The organism is Klebsiella sp. K47 (genome assembly GCF_051858335.1).
Taxonomy (GTDB): domain Bacteria; phylum Pseudomonadota; class Gammaproteobacteria; order Enterobacterales; family Enterobacteriaceae; genus Klebsiella; species Klebsiella pneumoniae.
The window spans coordinates 17108-35487 of record NZ_JBPYUI010000021.1 but is presented as its reverse complement, the minus strand read 5'-3'; the positions used below and the strand labels follow the sequence as shown (position 1 = coordinate 35487).

Here is an 18380-nt window from a genome sequence, read left to right as displayed (position 1 = left end):
TACGCTACCCTGATGCGTAAGTCTCGCATCAGGGTATCGTCATGAAACAAGTCACTTTTGCTCCCCGTCATCACCAGCTTACCAATATTAATACCTGGACTCCCGACAGCCAGTGGCTGGTATTCGACGTTCGTCCGTCCGGCGCATCGTTTACCGGCGAAACCATTGAGCGAGTGAACGTAAACAGCGGTACTGTGGAGACCATTTATCGTGCCACGCAGGGCGCGCACGTGGGCGTGGTAACCGTGCATCCAACCCAGGAGCGCTATGTGTTTATTCATGGCCCCGAGCGGCCGGATGCGCAGTGGCAGTATGATTTTCATCATCGCCGCGGGGTGGTGGCCTTTCAGGGGGCTGTCGAGAATCTGGACGCCATGGACATTACCCCCCCCTACACGCCCGGCGCGCTGCGCGGCGGCAGCCACGTCCATGTCTATAGCCCCAACGGTCAGTTTGTCAGTTTTACCTACAACGATCACGTGCTGCACGAGCGCGATCCGGCGCTGGATCTGCGCAACGTCGGCGTGGCGGCGCCCTATGGACCGGTGACGCCGCAGGGACAGCATCCGCGCGAATATGGCGGCAGCCACTGGTGCGTGCTGGTAAGCCGCACGACGCCGGCACCCGCGCCGGGCAGCGATGAGATTAATCGCGCCTATGAGGAGGGCTGGGTCGGGAACCATACTCTGGCGTTTATTGGCGATACGCTGGCGGAAAATGGCGATAAAGTGCCTGAGCTGTTTATTGTCGATCTGCCGCAGGATGAAGCCGGCTGGAAGCAGCCTGGCGGGGCGCCGCTGGCCGGTACCGCAACCACAATGCCGGCGCCGCCGGCGGGCGTCAGCCAGCGTCGTTTGACCTTCACCCACCATCGCCGCTACCCGGGACTGGTGAACGTCCCGCGCCACTGGGTGCGCGCCAATCCCCAGGCGACGGCGATAGCCTTTCTGATGCGCGACGACGCCGGCGTAGTGCAGCTGTGGCTTATTTCCCCGCAGGGGGGCGAGCCGCGGCAGTTGACGCATCACGCGTCGGGTATCCAGTCGGCGTTTAACTGGCATCCGTCGGGAGAGTGGCTGGGTTTTGCGCTGGAGGATCGGATTGCCTGCTGCCATGCCGGTACGGGAGATATCACCTTTTTAACCGATACGCATGCGCCCTCGGCGGACGCGATCGTCTTTTCGCCAGACGGTAAACAGATTGCCTGGATGGAGGAGGTGGACGGTTATCGTCAGCTGTGGGTTACGCAGACCGGACGATAACTTACTGGGCAGGCATCGGCGCTGGCGGGATCACCGAGTTGGTCGCCAGCGTAGCCTTCTCGCTCTTTTCGACCCGAGATTTGATGGAGCTGTCGGTGCGGAACATATCCCACGGCAGCAGCAGGGTATCCATGACGGCGGTGAACGGCATGTCCAGCGCCACCAGCGATTTCACACCCCAGTTGGTATCGCTGTCCCCCAGCGTTTGCGCACTGGATCGCGTGCCCGGATAGGTTCCCTCTTTGCCACCGGTATGTGACATTACGCTGGAGCAACCGCTCAGGCTTATTATCCCGCTGAACAGGACCAGCTTTAACAGTCGTCTGCTTTTCATTGTTCTTCCATTGTCGTTTCGGGCGTTGAGATAACCTTTCAGCGGTTATATCGGGCCATCCCGTGAATGCATAGTGTTATTGCGCCGCACTGTGGCGGGCATCGCACTTTGCTTTTTGTGCTCCTCCACCCAGTCTAAGCAATCATCGATAAACTGCAAAAAAAATTGCCCTCAATCCCTTGAAAAGGACGGGGAGAAACCCATTTTATAGGTGTAACCCACTGAGAATACGCCTGAGGGGTATTCCGGATTACCGCGGCCTGTCCACGATGGAAGGTCATTTGATTCTCGCTGATTTTCAGGAGCTATTTACTATGCGTAACTTCGATCTTTCCCCGCTATATCGTTCAGCCATTGGTTTCGACCGCCTGTTCAACCTACTGGAAAACAATCAAAGCCAGAGCAACGGCGGCTACCCTCCGTATAACGTCGAGCTGGTAGACGAAAACCACTATCGCATCGCTATCGCGGTGGCTGGCTTTGCTGAAAGCGAGCTGGAGATCACTGCCCAGGACAATCTGCTGATCGTCAAAGGCGCCCACGCCGCCGAGCAGAAAGAGCGGACCTACCTGTATCAGGGGATCGCCGAGCGCAACTTCGAGCGCAAATTCCAGCTGGCGGAAAACATTCACGTCCGCGGCGCCAATCTGGTGAACGGCCTGCTGTATATCGATCTGGAACGGGTGATCCCGGAAGCGAACAAGCCGCGCCGCATCGAAATCAACTAATTGTCCGTTTCAGGCCGCGTGGCGGCCTGATGTAACAACCTGCTCGCCGTCAGGGAGCAGATGCGAATTTACAGAATTCGCAGGTATTCACTCGCTTCTTAGAAGGAGAAAACAGTATGCGTAACTACGATTTATCCCCCCTGCTGCGTCAATGGATCGGTTTTGACAAACTGGCCAGCGCCCTGCAAACCGCCGGTGAAAGCCAAAGCTTCCCGCCCTATAACATCGAAAAAAGCGACGATAACCACTACCGCATTACCCTTGCGCTGGCCGGTTTCCGTCAGGAAGATCTGGATATTCAACTGGAAGGCACCCGTCTGGTGGTGAAAGGCACGCCGCAGCAGCCGGAAAAAGAGACCACATGGCTGCACCAGGGGTTGGTGAGCCAGGCCTTCAGCCTGAGCTTCACCCTCGCCGACAACATGGAGGTCTCTGGCGCGACCTTCACCAATGGCCTGCTGCATATCGATCTGACCCGCAATGAGCCTGAGCAGATCGCCCCGCAGCGTATCGCCATCAGCGAACGACCGGCATTAAATAGTTAATTAAGCGAATAACTTATAAGGCCCCGATTTTCGGGGCTTTTTTGTGTGCGAGAGCACAATAAACTTCCTTGCTGCAACGGGTGTTTCAGTTTAAAAAACAATCATACTTTGGGACTCACTCAAACAAGGATACGTTATGAACGAACAGCAGCCATTTGAAGCGATTAGAAAGAGCGATGAGGCGGGGCGGGAGTATTGGTCTGCCCGCAACCTTGGTCCCCTGCTTGACTATAAAGAGTGGCGGAATTTTTATAAGGTCATTGCAAAAGCGATAATTTCATGTGAGGCGAGTGGTCATCCCTCGGCAGACCATTTTGTTGAAACCAACAAAATGGTCGAATTAGGTTCTGGCGCCAGCAGGAATCTTGAAGATTTCCACCTCTCACGCTACGCCTGCTATCTGGTAGTGCAAAATGGCGATCCGTCGAAACCGGTGATTGCTGCGGGGCAAACGTACTTTGCCTTGCAAACCCGGCGCCAGGAATTGCAAGATGATCAAATATTTAAGTCTCTACGAGAGGATGAAAAGCGACTGTTCCTGCACAATGAGCTCAAAGAGCATAATAAACATCTGGTTGAAACGGCCCAACGTGCTGGTGTTGAGACGACTCTTGATTTTGCTGTCTTTCAAAACCATGGTTATAAAGGTCTCTATGGTGGTCTTGACCAAAAAGCAATCCATGAGCGTAAGGGCCTAAAGAAAAGCCAAAAAATACTCGACTATATGGGATCGACTGAGCTCGCGGCCAACCTGTTTCGTGCTACCCAAACGGAAGAAAAACTACGTCGGGACGCGGTTGATTCGAAGCAACTCGCCAACAAAACGCATTATGACGTAGGGCAAAAAGTACGCCAGACTATTAAAGACCTGGGTGGCACTATGCCTGAAGCACTTCCTTCCCCGGAGAAAAGTATTCAGCAACTCACTATCGCAGCGAAAAATAAGAACGCGCCTGAGTAGCGTATCTTACTCCATGATTATTGTGCGCCAGGCGGCATACAATCCACCTGGCAGCGGTCATAATCCCTGTAGTTAATGGTGTTATTCACAGGGACGGTACCATGAGTGAGATAGCATTGACGGTCAGCGTGCTGGCGCTGGTGGCGGTAGTGGGGTTGTGGATCGGCAATGTCAAAATCCGCGGCGTCGGCTTTGGCATTGGCGGTGTGTTATTTGGCGGGATTATTGTCGGCCACTTTGTCGATCAGGCAGGGGTCACCCTCAGCAGCCCGATGCTGCATTTTATTCAGGAATTCGGCTTGATCCTGTTTGTCTACACCATCGGTATTCAGGTGGGGCCGGGCTTTTTCGCCTCGCTGCGGGTCTCAGGCCTGCGGCTCAATCTGTTCGCTATCCTTATCGTTATCCTCGGCGGCCTGGTGACCGCGGTGCTGCATAAGCTGTTCAATATTCCTCTCCCGGTGGTGCTCGGTATCTTCTCCGGCGCGGTGACCAACACGCCGGCGCTGGGGGCCGGGCAGCAAATTCTGCGCGATCTCGGCGTACCGTTCGAGGTGGTCGATCAAATGGGGATGAGCTATGCGATGGCGTATCCGTTCGGCATCTGCGGCATTCTGCTGACCATGTGGCTGGTGCGTCTGTTCTTTCGCATCAATGTCGAGAAAGAGGCCCAGCGGTTTGAGGAGAGCAGCGGTAACGGCCACGCCCATTTACACACCATCAACGTGCGGGTGGAAAACCCCAACCTCAACCAGATGGCGATTCAGGATGTGCCGATGCTCAACAACGACAACATCGTCTGTTCGCGGCTGAAACGCGGTGAGCTGTTGATGGTGCCTGCGCCGGGCACCCTTATCCAGGCTGGCGACCTGCTGCACCTGGTGGGGCGACCTGAGGATTTGCACAATGCGCAGCTGGTGATAGGCCAGGAGGTGGCCACCTCGCTGTCGACGCGCGGCACCGATCTGAAAGTGGAGCGGGTGGTGGTCACTAACGAAAAAGTGCTGGGGAAGAAAATACGCGATCTGCACGTCAAACAGCGCTATGACGTAGTGATCTCCCGGCTTAACCGGGCAGGCGTCGAGCTGGTAGCCAGCAGCAGCGCCAGCCTGCAGTTTGGTGACATCCTCAACCTGGTCGGCCGTCCGGAGGCAATTGACGCCGTGGCCGCCGAACTGGGTAACGCTCAGCAGAAGCTGCAGCAGGTCCAGATGCTGCCGGTGTTTATCGGCATCGGACTCGGGGTACTGCTGGGATCTATCCCGTTGTTTATTCCCGGCTTCCCTGCAGCATTGAAGCTGGGACTGGCCGGTGGGCCGCTGATTATGGCGCTGATCCTTGGGCGTATCGGCAGTATCGGCAAGCTGTACTGGTTTATGCCGCCGAGCGCCAACCTGGCGCTGCGCGAGCTGGGGATAGTGCTGTTTCTGGCGGTGGTCGGGCTAAAATCGGGGGGGGACTTTGTCGCCACCCTGACCCAGGGCGATGGTCTGAGCTGGATCGCTTACGGCATTTTCATCACCGCCATCCCGCTGCTGACGGTGGGCATCCTCGCGCGCATGCTGGCGAAAATGAACTATCTGACGCTGTGCGGCATGCTGGCCGGCTCCATGACTGACCCGCCGGCGCTGGCCTTCGCCAACAACCTGCACGCCACCAGCGGCGCAGCGGCGCTCTCTTACGCCACCGTCTATCCGCTGGTGATGTTCCTGCGCATTATCACCCCGCAGCTACTCGCCGTGCTGTTCTGGGGACTGAGCTAGCGGGCTTTGCGCCTGGACGCGGCGCAGGTGATAGTCCACCTGATACTCGCTGGCGTTGCGGAACATGACCGAATAGTTAAGAAACTCGCCGCTGTCGCTGTAGGAAAGGGAGGTAATACGCAGCAGCGGCGTCTGCTCCGGGACGTTCATTGAGCGCGCCAGCTGCTTGTCCGCCAGCACCGGCGTCAGCGTTTCATAGTTCCCGCTGATGATGATTCCGCACTCCTTCTCAATATAATCAAATTTCGACCCTTCCAGATGACTCAGCGACAGGTTGCGGAACAGCTTCACCGGCATATAGCTATCCTCCAGCATCAGCGGCTTGTCGTCGACGTAGCGCACCCGCCGCGAGAAGTAGATCCGTTCATCAATTTTAATCCGCAGCAGACTGGCGATGGCCGGCGGGGCGGGCATCACCTCGAAGGCCAGCACCTGACTCACCACCTCTTTACCCTGCTTGCGCAGCACTTCCGCCAGGCCGGTCAGATTGCTGGTTTCATGATGGACGTCTTTACGCGCCACGTAAGTTCCCGAGCCGTGGCGACGCACAACCAATCCCCAGTCCACCAGCAGATCGATGGCTTTGCGAATAGTCATGCGCGCCACCCCGAACTCCTCGGCCAGTTTTTTCTCTCCTGGTAGCGGGCTGCCGATGGCGAAGTCGGCGGAATTCAGCCGCAGCCGCAGGCGGTCAGCAATGGATTTGTAGATCACCAGTAGTCCTCTTGTGCAGGAAAAGGGGATGTCGCTTTGTGCTCTTTTTTCTAAAAAAATAGATTAATTACAATCAATTAAGACACATTCATTTAGTTAATTTCGCTGCCTGACTTATCGATGTCTAACTTTTGTTATCGAAGTAGACAACTTTGGCCAAATTAAAACCATGAATGGGATCACGAATCGCAACGGCGCGGCATGTTGTCGGACGGGCAAATTTTTATTCTCCAGTCAGGCCGGTAATCAAGAAAAAGAAGGCCACTCACCCTACGAGTTGTTACATGAGGATTTCCCAATGCTCAGTCAAATACAACGTTTTGGCGGCGCCATGTTTACCCCGGTTTTATTGTTTCCTTTTGCCGGGATTGTGGTCGGTATCGCCATCATGCTGCGCAACCCGATGTTCGTCGGCGAAGCGCTGACCGCACCCGACAGCCTGTTTGCCCAGATCGTTCACATTATTGAGGAGGGCGGCTGGACCGTCTTTCGTAATATGCCGCTGATTTTCGCCGTCGGTCTGCCGATCGGCCTGGCGAAACAGGCCCAGGGCCGGGCCTGTCTGGCGGTGCTGGTGAGCTTTCTCACCTGGAACTATTTTATCAACGCCATGGGGATGACCTGGGGCCACTTCTTCGGCGTCGATTTTTCCGCTGAACCCACGGCCGGCAGCGGCCTGACGATGATTGCCGGGATTAAAACCCTCGACACCAGCATTATCGGCGCCATCGTCATCTCCGGTCTGGTGACGGCCCTGCACAATCGCTATTTCGATAAACCCCTGCCGGTATTCCTCGGCATCTTTCAGGGTTCATCGTTTGTGGTCATTGTCGCCTTCCTCGCGATGATCCCTTGCGCCTGGCTGACCCTGCTCGGCTGGCCAAAGGTCCAGCTGGGTATTGAATCGCTGCAGGCCTTTCTGCGCTCAGCCGGGGCGCTTGGAGTGTGGGTTTACATCTTTCTTGAGCGCATCCTGATCCCCACCGGACTGCACCACTTCGTCTATGGCCCGTTCATCTTTGGCCCGGCGGTGGTGGAGGGCGGACTGCAGGTCTACTGGGCAGAGCATCTGCAGGCGTTCAGTCAGAGTACGGAACCGCTGAAGACGCTGTTCCCGGAGGGCGGCTTTGCCCTGCACGGTAACTCGAAAGTGTTTGGGTCGGTGGGGATTGCGCTGGCGCTCTATTTCACCGCCGCGCCGGAAAACCGCGTCAAGGTCGCCGGCCTGCTGATCCCCGCCACCCTGACCGCGATGCTGGTCGGGATCACTGAGCCGCTGGAGTTCACCTTCCTCTTCATCTCGCCGCTGCTGTTCGCCGTTCACGCGGTGCTGGCGGCGACTATGGCGACGGTGATGTACATCTGCGGGGTAGTAGGCAACTTCGGCGGCGGCCTGCTCGATCAATTCTTGCCGCAAAACTGGATCCCAATGTTCCATCACCACGCTTCGATGATGTTCATTCAGATAGGCATCGGCCTCTGTTTCACCGCCCTCTACTTCGTAGTCTTCCGTACCCTGATCCTGCGTCTGAACCTGAAGACGCCTGGCAGGGAAGAGAGCGAAATCAAGCTCTACAGCAAGGCCGATTACCAGGCGGCACGAGGTAAAACCACGGCCGCCGCCGCGCCAGAGACCCGGCTGGGTCAGGCCGCTGGCTTCCTGCAGGCCCTCGGCGGCGCCGACAACATTGAAAGCATCAACAACTGCGCCACCCGACTGCGCATCGCGCTGGTCGATATGGCGAAAACGCAAAGTGACGACGTCTTTAAAGCGCTGGGCGCCCACGGGGTAGTACGCCGCGGCAACGGGATTCAGGTCATCGTCGGCCTGCACGTTCCCCAGGTGCGCGACCAGCTGGAAAACCTGATGAAAGATTCTCTTTCGACCGAACATACCACCATGACGGAGGCAGTATCATGAAAAAATTCTCAGTTGTTATCGCAGGCGGCGGCAGCACCTTCACCCCGGGCATTGTCCTGATGCTGCTGGCAAACCAGGATCGTTTTCCGCTGCGGTCGCTGAAATTTTACGACAACGACGGCGCGCGCCAGGAGACCATCGCCGAGGCGTGCAAAGTGATCCTCAAAGAGCAGGCGCCGGAGATTGAATTCAGCTATACCACCGATCCGCAGGCGGCGTTTACCGATGTTGATTTTGTCATGGCGCATATCCGCGTCGGGAAATATCCGATGCGTGAACAGGATGAGAAAATCCCGCTACGCCACGGCGTGCTGGGCCAGGAGACCTGCGGACCGGGGGGGATCGCCTACGGTATGCGCTCTATCGGCGGCGTGCTGGAGCTGGTGGATTATATGGAAAAATATTCGCCGAACGCCTGGATGCTTAACTACTCCAACCCGGCGGCGATTGTGGCGGAAGCCACTCGTCGTCTGCGGCCGAACGCCAAAATCCTCAACATCTGCGATATGCCGATCGGCATTGAAGGGCGGATGGCGCAGATTGTCGGCCTCAAAGACCGTAAACAGATGCGCGTGCGCTATTACGGCCTCAACCACTTCGGCTGGTGGACGTCGATTGAGGACCTCGACGGCAATGATTTGATGCCGAAACTGCGCGAATATGTGGCGAAATACGGCTATGTGCCGCCCTCGAACGATCCGCACACCGAGGCCAGCTGGAACGACACCTTTGCCAAAGCGAAAGATGTGCAGGCGCTGGATCCGCAGACCATGCCGAACACCTACCTGAAATATTATCTGTTCCCGGACTATGTGGTAGCCCACTCCAACCCGGAACGCACCCGCGCCAATGAGGTGATGGATCATCGGGAGAAAAACGTCTTCAGCGCCTGCCGGGCGATCATCGCCGCCGGGAAATCCACCGCCGGCGATCTGGAGATTGACGAGCATGCCTCCTATATCGTCGATCTGGCGACGGCTATCGCCTTTAACACGCAGGAAAGGATGCTGCTGATTGTGCCGAACAATGGCGCGATCCATAACTTTGACGCCGACGCGATGGTGGAGATCCCTTGTCTGGTAGGCCACAACGGACCGGAGCCGCTGACGGTCGGCGACATCCCGCATTTCCAGAAAGGGCTGATGAGCCAGCAGGTGGCAGTGGAAAAACTGGTGGTCGATGCCTGGGAACAGCGCTCTTACCACAAGCTGTGGCAGGCGATTACCCTGTCGAAAACCGTGCCGAGCGCCTCGGTGGCGAAAGCGATCCTCGACGACCTCATTGCCGCCAACAAAGATTACTGGCCTGAGCTGCATTAATCCCCGTTGTAATACCGGCGCCCTGCGGGGCGCCGGTTCTTCTCCCCGGTTCCTGATTTACGCTATGCTGAAGCCTGCAGCGCGATGAACAAGGAACTGTAATGAAAATCTCCCGCCTCGGCGAAGCGCCGGATTACCGCTTTTCGCTGGCTAACGAACGCACCTTTCTGGCATGGATCCGCACGGCGCTCGGTTTTCTCGCCGCCGGCGTCGGCCTTGACCAGTTAGCGCCGGACTTTGCCACGCCGCTGATCCGTGAAATTCTCGCCCTGCTGCTGTGTCTCTTTGCCGGCGGCATGGCCATCTATGGCTATCTGCGCTGGCTGAATAACGAGAAGGCGATGCGTCTCAAGCAGGACCTTCCCTATACCCGCACGCTGCTGGTGATTAGCATTCTGCTGCTGGCGGTGGTGGCCGCGGTGATGCTGCTGGTGGTGTATGGCGGATAAACGCCGGGCGCGGCGGGAAAGCGATCCCGGTCTTCAGCCAGAGCGCACCTCGCTGGCCTGGTTTCGCACCCTGTTGGGCTACGGCGCGCTGATGGCGCTGGCGATTAAGCACAGCTGGCACCGCGCCGGCCTGCCGTTATGGCTGTCGATCGGCGTACTGGCGATTGTGGCGGTGATCCTCTGGGGCTATACCCGCCGTCGTCATCTGATGGACGTCGACGATAGCGATTTTTTACAGCCGCGGGCGGTTCGTGACAAATTTTTGATCGCACTCGCAGTACTTTCTCTGGCATTCCTGTTTGCTGTTACTCACCTTCAACCGATCGTTTTATTCATTAGGGATATGTCATGACAGGATGTCCGGCGAATTTGCCTCTCACTCATGCCCCCGGCCAGCAACATGACACTCCCTTTCAGGCTGTCGTGGTGGAGGCGCATCATTGCCATCAACCGCAGGCGTTCTATGCGCAGCTTCGTCAACAGGGGCTCACCGCTATCCATTTTATTCCGCAGCTGGCGGCCGGCGACGCCGCGCTTTGGGGAGAGTTTCTCTGCGCAGTCTTTCACCGCTGGGTGCGGGAAGATATTGGGCGCATCAATATTTTACTGTTTAGCGAGACGCTGAGCGCCTGGTGCGGGGAGACGCTGACCCAGCCAGGCGCGCCGGCGGCCAACAGCGCCTGCTACGGCTGCCCGTGGCTGCGCCTGTGCCGCTGTGGCGAACAGGAAGACCCGCTGTGCGCGGGTTACCGGCAGTTCTACGATTTTAGCGGGCCCTATATGCGAGTGATGCGGGACCTGCGGCGACAGCAGCGGCCGCCAGAGGCGCTGATGCCGCTGCTGCGCTAAAGATTAGCGCCCCTTCGCCAGGTACTGCGCCATCTCCTCCTCCGGCACCATGCCGCCGCCGGTGGCCCACACCAGGTGGGTGGCCTGCTGCAGCTGTTGCTCACTCAGCCCCTGCAGCTGATGGTACGCTTTGCTGGCGCAGACGCGCTGCGCTCCGGCCATCCCGGCCAGCGCGGAGGGTTCAAGGCGGATATTTTCCGCTGCCGCCAGCCAGCCCAGCATGTCATACATCGTCTGGTCGTCAAGGGTATAGAACCCGTCGAGCAGGCGCTCCATTGCCCGGCCAACGAACCCGGACGCCCTGCCGACCGCCAGACCGTCGGCCGCGGTCAGGTTATCAATGCCTAAATCCTGCACCGCTATCTGGTCGTGGAGCCCGGTATAGACGCCGAGCAGCATGCATGGCGAATGGGTCGGTTCGGCGAACAGGCAGTGAACGTGGTCGCCGAAGGCCAGTTTCAGGCCAAATGCCACGCCGCCGGGGCCGCCGCCGACGCCGCACGGCAGATAGACGAACAGCGGATGATCGGCATCGACCACGCGTCCTGCTTGAGCGAACTGCGCTTTCAGGCGCTCGCCGGCTACGGCATAGCCGAGGAACAGCGTGCGCGAGTTTTCATCATCGATAAAAAAGCAGTTCGGGTCGGATTCCGCTGCCTTGCGCCCCTGTTCGACCGCCACGCCATAGTCCTCTTCATACTCAACCACCGTTACGCCGTGGCTGCGCAGTTTGGCTTTTTTCCACGCCCTGGCATCGGCGGACATATGCACCGTGACTTTAAAACCAATGCGCGCGCTCATGATGCCGATCGACATCCCAAGGTTGCCGGTGGAGCCGACGGCGATGCTGAACTGGCTAAAGAACTGTTTAAACTCCGGCGTCAGCAATTTGCGATAATCGTCTGCGGTCGTCAGCAGCCCGGCTTCCAGCGCCAGCTTTTCCGCATGGGTCAGCACTTCATAAATCCCACCGCGCGCTTTGATTGAGCCGGAGATTGGCAGATGGCTGTCTTTTTTCAGCAGCAGTTCGCCGCTAATTGGCTGGCCGAATTTTTGCTCAAGGCTGCGTTTCATTGCCGGAATGGCAACCACTTCTGATTCGATAATCCCGCCGCTCGCGGCGGTTTCCGGGAAGGCTGCCGCCAGATAGGGCGCGAAGCGCTGAAGGCGGGCATGGGCGTCTTGCACATCGTCGGCGGTCAGACCGACGTAAGGCAACCCCTCCGCCAGGGTGGTGGTTGCCGGGTTAAACCAGGTGGTTTCTTTCAGGGCGATCAGATCCTGCACAAGCGGGAAGGTCGCGGTTAAGGTGGTCAGGTCAGCGTGTTTCATCATACGTCTCTTTGCGCTCAGATAATGAAAGAAAGCAGGAAGGTGGCGGCCAGTGCAAGTAGCGACGCGATAAATGTCGCTGTCGTGTAGTATTTGAACGTTTCACTGAGGCTGGCGCCGCAGTACTGTTTTACCAGCCAGAACAGGGAATCGGTGACGATCGTGCAGCCAATGGCGCCGGAACCGATGGCAATGGCGATGATCTCCGGGCTTACGCCGGGATAAAGCGGCAGCATCGGGGCAACGATGGCGGTAGCACCCATCATCGCCACGGTGGCGGAGCCAACGGCGGCGTGCAGGATAAGCGCCACCAGCCAGGCCAGCAAAATCGGGTGCATATCAAGGTTCGACAGGATCACCGCGAGGCTATCGGCCAGGCCGCTGGATTTCAAAATCGCGTTGAATGCGCCGCCGGCGCCGATAATCAGCAGGATGTTGGCGATGGACCCAAAGCCGTTTTCGGTATGAATCAGCAGAACGCCCATCCCCATTTGCCGACGGATGCCGAGCATGTAATAGGCGACAAAGACGGCGATAAACATCGCGGTGATGGGGTTGCCGATAAATTCCAGCACTGTATACAGCGTGCCGCCTTGCGCCATATTCAGTTCAGCGACGGTTTTCACCAGCATCAGGCCAATCGGTAACAGCACGGTAAACAGCGTAGCGCCGAGCGACGGCAGCGTCGATTCTTCGCGAACGTCGAGGTTGGAAAACTCGGCTGGCACTGGTTTAAACGGCAGGCGGTTGCCGAGCAGCCTGAGGAACAGCGGGCCGCCGACCAGGGAGGCGATCAGGCCGACCAGCAGGCCATAGACGATAACCGTCCCGATATCAGCCCCCAGTTTATTCGCCACGAACAGCGCGGCCGGATGCGGCGGTACCACGCAGTGCACCGCCATCAGCGCGGTACACAGCGGAATAGCCAGCTTCAGCAGCGAAGTATTGGTTTTTTTGGCGATGGAGAATGCCAGCGGGATCAGCAGCACCACCCCGACTTCGACAAACAGGGTAATGCCGCAGATCAGGCCGACCAGCACCATAATCACGTCCGCCGACAGCCAGCGGCAGCGCTGGAGCGTCAGGCCGATGCGCTCCGCCGCGCCGGAGACCTCCATCATCTTGCCGAGAATGGTGCCGAGACCGATCACCGCCGCCAGGAAGCCCAGCGTACCGCCGATCCCGCTCTCAATGGCGTTGACCATCTCCAGCGGGCCCATTCCCATCATCGCCCCGACGAAAAAGCTCGCCAGCAGCAGCGCCAGAAACGGATGAAACTTCAGTTTGACGATGGTTAATACAATTAACACGATGCTAATCAGCAATGTGCTCACAACCCAAATTTGCGATTCCATACCCCACCTCGCCGTAAGTAACGTGTGGTTATTGAACAGAAACTCGGCATGGGCTGACAAACGATATAAATGACCTTTCAGATGAGCCAAATTGAATCAAAAAGGTGATTTAGCTCTAAAAGTGACCTCTAAATATGCTATGGGTCAAATTAACTCATCCTTTAGCGGAAGTTCCGGCGTTATTTTTTTATCATCCAGACTCCCTATTATCGCCAGGAGCGCATAATGGATGTGCTAAAAACCTTAGGTACCCGGTTGCTGAACGGCTGGCAACTCTCCAGGCTGTCGACGTTTGAGGTGGCGGCGCGGCACGAGTCGTTCGCCCTTGCCGCCGACGAGCTGGCGCTCACCCCAAGCGCCGTCAGTCACCGGATTAATCAGCTGGAAGAGGAGCTGGGGATCCAGCTCTTTGTCCGCTCGCACCGCAAAGTGGAGCTGACGCGTGAAGGGAAGCGCGTTTACTGGGCGCTGAAGTCGTCACTGGATGGTCTCAATCAGGAGATTCTGGACATCAAAAACCAGGAGCTCTCCGGCAGTCTGACGGTCTACTCGCGGCCCTCTATCGCCCAGTGCTGGCTGGTGCCGGCGCTGGGGGATTTCAGTCGCCGCTACCCGGCCATCTCCCTGACCGTGCTGACCGGCAACGATAACGTCAACCTGCAGCGGGCGGGTATCGATCTGGCAATCTATTTTGATGACGCGCCGTCGTCGCAGCTAAGCCACTATTTTCTGATGGATGAGGCGATCGTGCCGGTATGTACGCCGTATTACGCCCGCCAGCTGCAGTTAACGTCAAATCCTGCCAGTCTGCGCCACTGTACGCTGCTTCACGATCGCCAGGCATGGAGCAATGATTCCGGCACCGATGAATGGTTCAGTTGGGCACAGCAATTTGGAATTGAACTGCCGCAATCGTCGGGCATCGGCTTCGATCGTTCTGATTTAGCGGTGATTGCGGCGATGAATCATGTCGGGGTAGCGATGGGGCGTAAACGGCTGGTGCAGAAGCGGCTGGAGAGCGGCGAGCTTATCGCGCCGTTCGGCGATATGACGCTGAAATGCCATCAGCATTATTACGTGACCACCCTGCCGGGCCGCCAGTGGCCGAAAATCGACGCCTTTATCGAGTGGCTGCATAGCCTGACCTGAAAAAGAGCCGGGCTATCCCTCGGAGTTGTTAGAGAGGCCGGGTAAGGCGTGAGCCGCCACCCGGCAAAATGACGGCACTGCGCATGCGCGGGCCGGCAGACGACCAGTCCGGTAGCCCGGATAAGGCGTCAGCCGCCATCCGGGGAACCACCGCCGCGCTTATACCGGCTGCTGATGGTGGGTAAAGCGCGAGGCCAGCGGCAGCCAGCACAGCAGAATCAACAGGCCCATCAGCATCATCAGCAGGCCGAGGCTGCCCTGACCGGTTTGCGGCATCATCGCCGACAGCCAGGCCAGCACGCCGGAGCCGATATTCTGCAAGCCGCCCACCAGCGCCCCGGCGGTTCCGGCGAGGAACGGGAACGGCTCCATCGCGCCGCTGGTGGCCAGCGGGAACAACATCCCGGCGCCGAAGAAGAACAGCGCCGCAGGCACCAGCAGGGTCCAGACGGTCATGATGCCCAGCAGCCCTGGGATCCACATCATCAGACCCGCCAGCAGGCAGCAGATCACCGACTGCCACATCAGGGTCGGGAAACGCTTGTTGGGGCGGCCGGCAAACCACGCCCCGAAGAACGCCGCCGGGATCGGCAGAATAAACAGAATACTCACCGCCATGCTGCTCAGGCCGAGCACCGCGCCCATCAGCACCCCGGAGCAGGCTTCGAATACCGCAATCCCCGCCAGGCCGCCGATCAGCATCAGCAGATAGCAGTTAAAGGCGCCGGTGCCGAACAGCGTTTTGTAGCTGGCCAGAAGTTTGGTGCGCGGCGCCCCTTCCGGGCGCGTTTCCGGCATCCACTTCGCCATGCTGAAGGTCACCCCGGCGCACAGGACCAGCAGGAAAGCGTAGCAGGCGCGCCAGCTCCACAGGGTGTCGAGGATGCCGCCGAGCAGCGGGGCAATCAGCGGGCTGACCAGAATACCCATATTTAACAGGCTATTGGCATGACGCAGCTGAGCGCCTTCGTACAGGTCGCGGGGCAGGGTACGCGCCATCACGCCGCCGACCCCGGTGCCCATCCCCTGCATGGCGCTGGCGGCGATCAGCACCGGCAGGCTATGGGTGGTAATAGCTACCAGCGTCGCCAGCATAAAAATCGACATCCCGACGAGGATCACCGGGCGGCGACCGACGCGGTCAGAGAGCGGGCCGTAGAATAGCTGTGAAATACCGTAGGTCAGCAGGTAGGCCGCCATCACGCTTTGTACCGCCCCTTCGCGGACGTTCAGCGCGACCGCCATGTCGGCGATGGCCGGAATATAAATGGTCTGCGCCATCTGGCCGACGGCCACCAGCAGTACCAGCATCAACAACAAATTGAAGTTCTTATGCCGTTTCATGTCGATGAATACTTTGTGAGTAAAGAGAAATGAAGAATATGTGACTACCACATCCCGTAAACGATGGAGGAATCTACCATATTAAAATGACAGAACAACTGCAAAGTGCCGATTGTTGAGGAAATTCCAGGCAGATTATGTAAACAGGAACGGCAACTAATGTTGCCATCTCAGGCTACGCCAGGCGCAGGAGGATCGCCCCGGCGGCAATCCCGCAGGCGGCCACGATGCGCAGCGGCATCAGTTGCTCTTTCAGGACGATAAAGGCGATCAGCGCGCCGAAGAGAATGGAGGTTTCACGCAGCGCGGCGACCACCGCCAGCGGGGCCTGGGTCATCGCCCATAGCGCCAGGCCGTAGGAGCCCATGGTGCCGATCCCGCCGAGGATGCCTTTTTTCCAGTGCTGACGTAAATAACGACTGGCCTCACGCCGTCGCGCCACCATCGCCCAGCACAGCAGGCAGAAGCCGTTCATAAAAAAGGTCCACAGGGTGTAGCCCAGCGCCGAGCCCGCCAGCCGGACGCCGGTGCCGTCCACCAGCGTATAACCGGCGATAAAGCAGGCGTTGATCAGCGCCAGCACGATGCCTTTGCGCGAGCTGGCGCGGCCGTTAAAGGCCATCGCCAGAATCGCCAGGCAGATGACGCCGATGCCCAACCAGGCCAGCGGCGACAGACGATCGCCGAGGAACAGCACGCTTATCGCCGCCACCAGCAGCGGCGCAGTGCCGCGCATCAGCGGATAGGTCTGGCTCATATCCGATACCTGGTAGGTCTTCGCCACCAGCACCGTATACACCACCTGTAACGCGCACGACGCCAGCAGATAGGGGGCGCTGACCAGCGCGGGCTGCGGGGCAAAGGGGAGCATCACCAGTGCGATCAGCGCGGCCGAGCCGCTGACGCCGATCGCCGCGTACATTTTATCGCCGCTGGCTTTGACGATAGCGTTCCAACTGGCGTGCAGCAGGGCGGCGAACAGCAAAATGCAGAATACGGTGAGGGTCATCGCAGACAGGTTCAACAGTGAAGGTCACCGGAATGTAACACGCGCCCGCGCTGCCTGCCAGCGGGGGTTAAAGCGAACAAAACAGGCGATGCGTCACCCGCGGTTCATCGTACACCGGGCGGAAACCAAGCCTTTCATAAAAGGGCCAGGCCTGCGCCGGGGCATGGGTGTTGAGAAAGTCGAACCAGGCGCTGGAGTGGGTGATAACCGAGACCAGCAGCTGCTGGCCGATGCCCCGGCGACGGTAGCGTTCGCTGATGTAGAGGTGGCGAATGCGCCCGGCCCGCGGCTGCGGACTGAAGGGATCGCTATTGATGCCGCATACCCCTACCAGCTGGTGGTTGACGAAGGCGCCCAGCAGCGTTTCGCCCGGCGCGTTAAAGCGGTTTTTGCCGCTCTGCCAGTTTTCCGCCAGGCGGCGCAGCATATTGAAATGCTGTTCAAGGCTTTCAATTCGTAGCGCCGCGAACCCCGGGGCATCCGGCGTCGTGGCGGCAATTAACAGGGGTGGCATAGCTTCCTCCATCAAGTCATCCCGGGACGCCCGGCGGGCGCCTGCAGGGGGGCGGTATCCCGCCCCCCTCAGGTGCGACTTGAACCTGAATCAGCGGAACTGTTTCAGGACTGCATCAAGTAGTTGCAACACAGCAACCATGAGTTTCAGGATCAAAATAATAATATCCATTCCGCCCATACGCGCGTCTCCTGTGGTTAAGGAGCACAATAAGCTGACGTACCTTTCCGCTGCCCGTTGCCAGCTTATCCCTGCCTGTCGCCGGCGGCGTCTGCCCTGGCCGATAGTTCGTCCTTTCCATGAACGGCTTCCCGGCCCGCCGCCTGCAACGACAGGGGTGCGCAGCGCTGAGCCACGCGTTGCCGCGCGGGCCAGTGACTGCACGTTGTTGACGTAACACAGTGTGCTCTCTCGGGGTTAAGGCACTGACGGCACCACCCGTTTCAGCCAGGACTTCGTTGCGCCGGTCAAACTTGCGGCCCCCGAATGGCACAAAGTGAACACACCCAGTATAGATAAATACTGTATGGATGAACAGTATTTTTTGGACAAATCCGCCCCTCTCATCCATACTCTATGACAGAGAAAAACCGACCTTAAATTGCGCGAACTGCAGCGATCGCGTATACTTTTGGCGTTGACGTAATACAGTGTGCTTGCGGCTACCACCTGTAACCATGCTGATAAAAACCTCGCTCCGGCGGGGTTTTTTGTTTTCTGTCCTTTTGCGCCGAACTGTGATCTTTCGCGCAAATTTTCGTGGATGAAAATAAATCCATTGTGAAAACGTAAAACCTGTGTTTGTATAAATTCAGCTTATTTTTCGACACAA

General features: G+C 58.2%; 21 protein-coding genes and 1 other annotated feature. Of the genes, 12 read left to right on the top strand and 9 right to left on the bottom strand.

All coding sequences use genetic code 11. From position 1 onward, the window contains the following. Nucleotides 1-41 precede the first annotated feature (41 nt). The gene (locus RRF55_RS19230) at nt 42-1262 is read left to right on the top strand and encodes a DUF3748 domain-containing protein (RefSeq protein ID WP_032415835.1); all 1221 of its coding nucleotides are present in this window, start codon (nt 42-44) and stop codon (nt 1260-1262) included. 1 nt (nt 1263) lies between these two features. Here the strand turns inward: RRF55_RS19230 and RRF55_RS19225 are convergent, their stop codons facing one another. Further along, a complete protein-coding gene (locus RRF55_RS19225) occupies nt 1264-1596 on the bottom strand; it encodes a YceK/YidQ family lipoprotein (protein WP_004151524.1) in 333 nt (110 codons plus the stop codon). A gap of 245 nt (nt 1597-1841) precedes the next feature. Continuing rightward, nucleotides 1842-1917, top strand: a sequence feature (ROSE (Repression Of Heat Shock gene Expression) occurs in the 5'-region of heat shock genes and acts as an RNA thermometer to modulate expression.). Here RRF55_RS19225 and ibpA point away from each other — a divergent pair. The 4 genes from ibpA (at nt 1911) to RRF55_RS19205 (ending at nt 5593) form a co-directional block, all read left to right on the top strand. After that, nucleotides 1911-2324, top strand: coding sequence for a small heat shock chaperone IbpA (gene ibpA / locus RRF55_RS19220; protein WP_004151523.1), 414 nt, complete (start codon nt 1911-1913; stop codon nt 2322-2324). Its footprint overlaps the feature before it by 7 nt. Before the next feature lie 116 nt (nt 2325-2440). Further along, nucleotides 2441-2869 (top strand): small heat shock chaperone IbpB, encoded by a 429-nt coding sequence (ibpB, locus tag RRF55_RS19215; RefSeq protein WP_004145074.1) that lies wholly within the window; start codon nt 2441-2443, stop codon nt 2867-2869. A gap of 136 nt (nt 2870-3005) precedes the next feature. After that, on the top strand, nt 3006-3830 hold the full coding sequence (gene dinD / locus RRF55_RS19210) for a DNA damage-inducible protein D (RefSeq protein WP_004151522.1): 825 nt from the start codon (nt 3006-3008) through the stop codon (nt 3828-3830). 101 nt (nt 3831-3931) lie between these two features. Next, nucleotides 3932-5593: a putative transporter gene (locus RRF55_RS19205; RefSeq protein ID WP_031590438.1), complete on the top strand. Its 1662-nt coding sequence runs from the start codon at nt 3932-3934 to the stop codon at nt 5591-5593. Here RRF55_RS19205 and RRF55_RS19200 read toward each other — a convergent pair. Further along, nucleotides 5561-6307 (bottom strand): GntR family transcriptional regulator, encoded by a 747-nt coding sequence (locus tag RRF55_RS19200; RefSeq protein WP_004173853.1) that lies wholly within the window; start codon nt 6305-6307, stop codon nt 5561-5563. The two genes, RRF55_RS19205 and RRF55_RS19200, sit on opposite strands and share 33 nt — an antisense overlap. Nucleotides 6308-6605: 298 nt before the next feature. Here RRF55_RS19200 and RRF55_RS19195 point away from each other — a divergent pair, with 298 nt between their 5' ends. The 5 genes from RRF55_RS19195 (at nt 6606) to RRF55_RS19175 (ending at nt 10845) form a co-directional block, all read left to right on the top strand. Further along, nucleotides 6606-8228: an alpha-glucoside-specific PTS transporter subunit IIBC gene (locus tag RRF55_RS19195; protein WP_002923307.1), complete on the top strand. Its 1623-nt coding sequence runs from the start codon at nt 6606-6608 to the stop codon at nt 8226-8228. Beyond that, nucleotides 8225-9547, top strand: coding sequence for a 6-phospho-alpha-glucosidase (locus RRF55_RS19190; protein WP_002923306.1), 1323 nt, complete (start codon nt 8225-8227; stop codon nt 9545-9547). The genes RRF55_RS19195 and RRF55_RS19190 overlap by 4 nt, the downstream gene beginning before the upstream one ends. Before the next feature lie 101 nt (nt 9548-9648). Further along, a complete protein-coding gene (locus tag RRF55_RS19185; protein ID WP_002923305.1) occupies nt 9649-9996 on the top strand; it encodes a YidH family protein in 348 nt (115 codons plus the stop codon). Then, nucleotides 9986-10348, top strand: coding sequence for a DUF202 domain-containing protein (locus RRF55_RS19180; protein ID WP_032415834.1), 363 nt, complete (start codon nt 9986-9988; stop codon nt 10346-10348). The genes RRF55_RS19185 and RRF55_RS19180 overlap by 11 nt, the downstream gene beginning before the upstream one ends. 74 nt (nt 10349-10422) lie before the next feature. Further along, nucleotides 10423-10845, top strand: coding sequence for a hypothetical protein (locus tag RRF55_RS19175; protein WP_004889115.1), 423 nt, complete (start codon nt 10423-10425; stop codon nt 10843-10845). Between the two features lie 3 nt (nt 10846-10848). Here the strand turns inward: RRF55_RS19175 and dsdA are convergent, their stop codons facing one another. Beyond that, on the bottom strand, nt 10849-12177 hold the full coding sequence (gene dsdA, locus RRF55_RS19170) for a D-serine ammonia-lyase (protein WP_004186258.1): 1329 nt from the start codon (nt 12175-12177) through the stop codon (nt 10849-10851). Between the two features lie 17 nt (nt 12178-12194). Then, nucleotides 12195-13532, bottom strand: a complete 1338-nt coding sequence (gene dsdX, locus RRF55_RS19165) for a D-serine transporter DsdX (protein ID WP_032415832.1) — start codon at nt 13530-13532, stop codon at nt 12195-12197. Nucleotides 13533-13623: 91 nt separating this feature from the next. Here dsdX and RRF55_RS19160 point away from each other — a divergent pair, with 91 nt between their 5' ends. After that, nucleotides 13624-13758 (top strand): hypothetical protein, encoded by a 135-nt coding sequence (locus tag RRF55_RS19160; protein WP_032433289.1) that lies wholly within the window; start codon nt 13624-13626, stop codon nt 13756-13758. Further along, nucleotides 13758-14681, top strand: a complete 924-nt coding sequence (gene dsdC / locus RRF55_RS19155; protein ID WP_032421918.1) for a DNA-binding transcriptional regulator DsdC — start codon at nt 13758-13760, stop codon at nt 14679-14681. Before RRF55_RS19160 ends, dsdC begins: the two co-directional genes overlap by 1 nt. A gap of 159 nt (nt 14682-14840) precedes the next feature. Here dsdC and emrD read toward each other — a convergent pair whose 3' ends face one another. The 5 genes from emrD to RRF55_RS19130 all read right to left on the bottom strand — a co-directional run bounded on the left by emrD (nt 14841) and on the right by RRF55_RS19130 (nt 18378). Then, nucleotides 14841-16025: a multidrug efflux MFS transporter EmrD gene (emrD, locus tag RRF55_RS19150; protein WP_004181587.1), complete on the bottom strand. Its 1185-nt coding sequence runs from the start codon at nt 16023-16025 to the stop codon at nt 14841-14843. Between the two features lie 175 nt (nt 16026-16200). Further along, a complete protein-coding gene (locus RRF55_RS19145) occupies nt 16201-17034 on the bottom strand; it encodes a DMT family transporter (protein WP_002923296.1) in 834 nt (277 codons plus the stop codon). A 67-nt stretch (nt 17035-17101) separates the two neighbouring features. Further along, entirely contained in the window at nt 17102-17548 is a 447-nt protein-coding gene (locus RRF55_RS19140) for a GNAT family N-acetyltransferase (RefSeq protein ID WP_002923294.1), read from the bottom strand. Nucleotides 17549-17638: 90 nt separating this feature from the next. Next, on the bottom strand, nt 17639-17758 hold the full coding sequence (gene tisB / locus RRF55_RS19135) for a type I toxin-antitoxin system toxin TisB (protein WP_004145059.1): 120 nt from the start codon (nt 17756-17758) through the stop codon (nt 17639-17641). 452 nt (nt 17759-18210) lie between these two features. Further along, nucleotides 18211-18378 carry a hypothetical protein gene (locus RRF55_RS19130; protein ID WP_004150272.1) on the bottom strand — a complete coding sequence of 56 codons (168 nt, stop codon included), beginning with the start codon at nt 18376-18378 and terminating at the stop codon, nt 18211-18213. Nucleotides 18379-18380 lie beyond the last annotated feature (2 nt).

What these genes read in the sequence shown, in the direction of transcription:
- dinD (WP_004151522.1), top strand. Translation starts at nt 3,006, where the DNA reads ATGAACGAACAGCAGCCATTTGAAGCGATTAGAAAGAGCGATGAGGCG.
- emrD (WP_004181587.1), bottom strand. Translation starts at nt 16,025, where the DNA reads ATGAAACGGCATAAGAACTTCAATTTGTTGTTGATGCTGGTACTGCTG.
- RRF55_RS19195 (WP_002923307.1), top strand. Translation starts at nt 6,606, where the DNA reads ATGCTCAGTCAAATACAACGTTTTGGCGGCGCCATGTTTACCCCGGTT.
- RRF55_RS19140 (WP_002923294.1), bottom strand. Translation starts at nt 17,548, where the DNA reads ATGCCACCCCTGTTAATTGCCGCCACGACGCCGGATGCCCCGGGGTTC.
- ibpB (WP_004145074.1), top strand. Translation starts at nt 2,441, where the DNA reads ATGCGTAACTACGATTTATCCCCCCTGCTGCGTCAATGGATCGGTTTT.
- RRF55_RS19180 (WP_032415834.1), top strand. Translation starts at nt 9,986, where the DNA reads ATGGCGGATAAACGCCGGGCGCGGCGGGAAAGCGATCCCGGTCTTCAG.
- RRF55_RS19225 (WP_004151524.1), bottom strand. Translation starts at nt 1,596, where the DNA reads ATGAAAAGCAGACGACTGTTAAAGCTGGTCCTGTTCAGCGGGATAATA.
- ibpA (WP_004151523.1), top strand. Translation starts at nt 1,911, where the DNA reads ATGCGTAACTTCGATCTTTCCCCGCTATATCGTTCAGCCATTGGTTTC.
- RRF55_RS19185 (WP_002923305.1), top strand. Translation starts at nt 9,649, where the DNA reads ATGAAAATCTCCCGCCTCGGCGAAGCGCCGGATTACCGCTTTTCGCTG.
- dsdA (WP_004186258.1), bottom strand. Translation starts at nt 12,177, where the DNA reads ATGAAACACGCTGACCTGACCACCTTAACCGCGACCTTCCCGCTTGTG.
- RRF55_RS19190 (WP_002923306.1), top strand. Translation starts at nt 8,225, where the DNA reads ATGAAAAAATTCTCAGTTGTTATCGCAGGCGGCGGCAGCACCTTCACC.
- dsdC (WP_032421918.1), top strand. Translation starts at nt 13,758, where the DNA reads ATGGATGTGCTAAAAACCTTAGGTACCCGGTTGCTGAACGGCTGGCAA.
- RRF55_RS19230 (WP_032415835.1), top strand. Translation starts at nt 42, where the DNA reads ATGAAACAAGTCACTTTTGCTCCCCGTCATCACCAGCTTACCAATATT.
- RRF55_RS19145 (WP_002923296.1), bottom strand. Translation starts at nt 17,034, where the DNA reads ATGACCCTCACCGTATTCTGCATTTTGCTGTTCGCCGCCCTGCTGCAC.
- RRF55_RS19205 (WP_031590438.1), top strand. Translation starts at nt 3,932, where the DNA reads ATGAGTGAGATAGCATTGACGGTCAGCGTGCTGGCGCTGGTGGCGGTA.
- dsdX (WP_032415832.1), bottom strand. Translation starts at nt 13,532, where the DNA reads ATGGAATCGCAAATTTGGGTTGTGAGCACATTGCTGATTAGCATCGTG.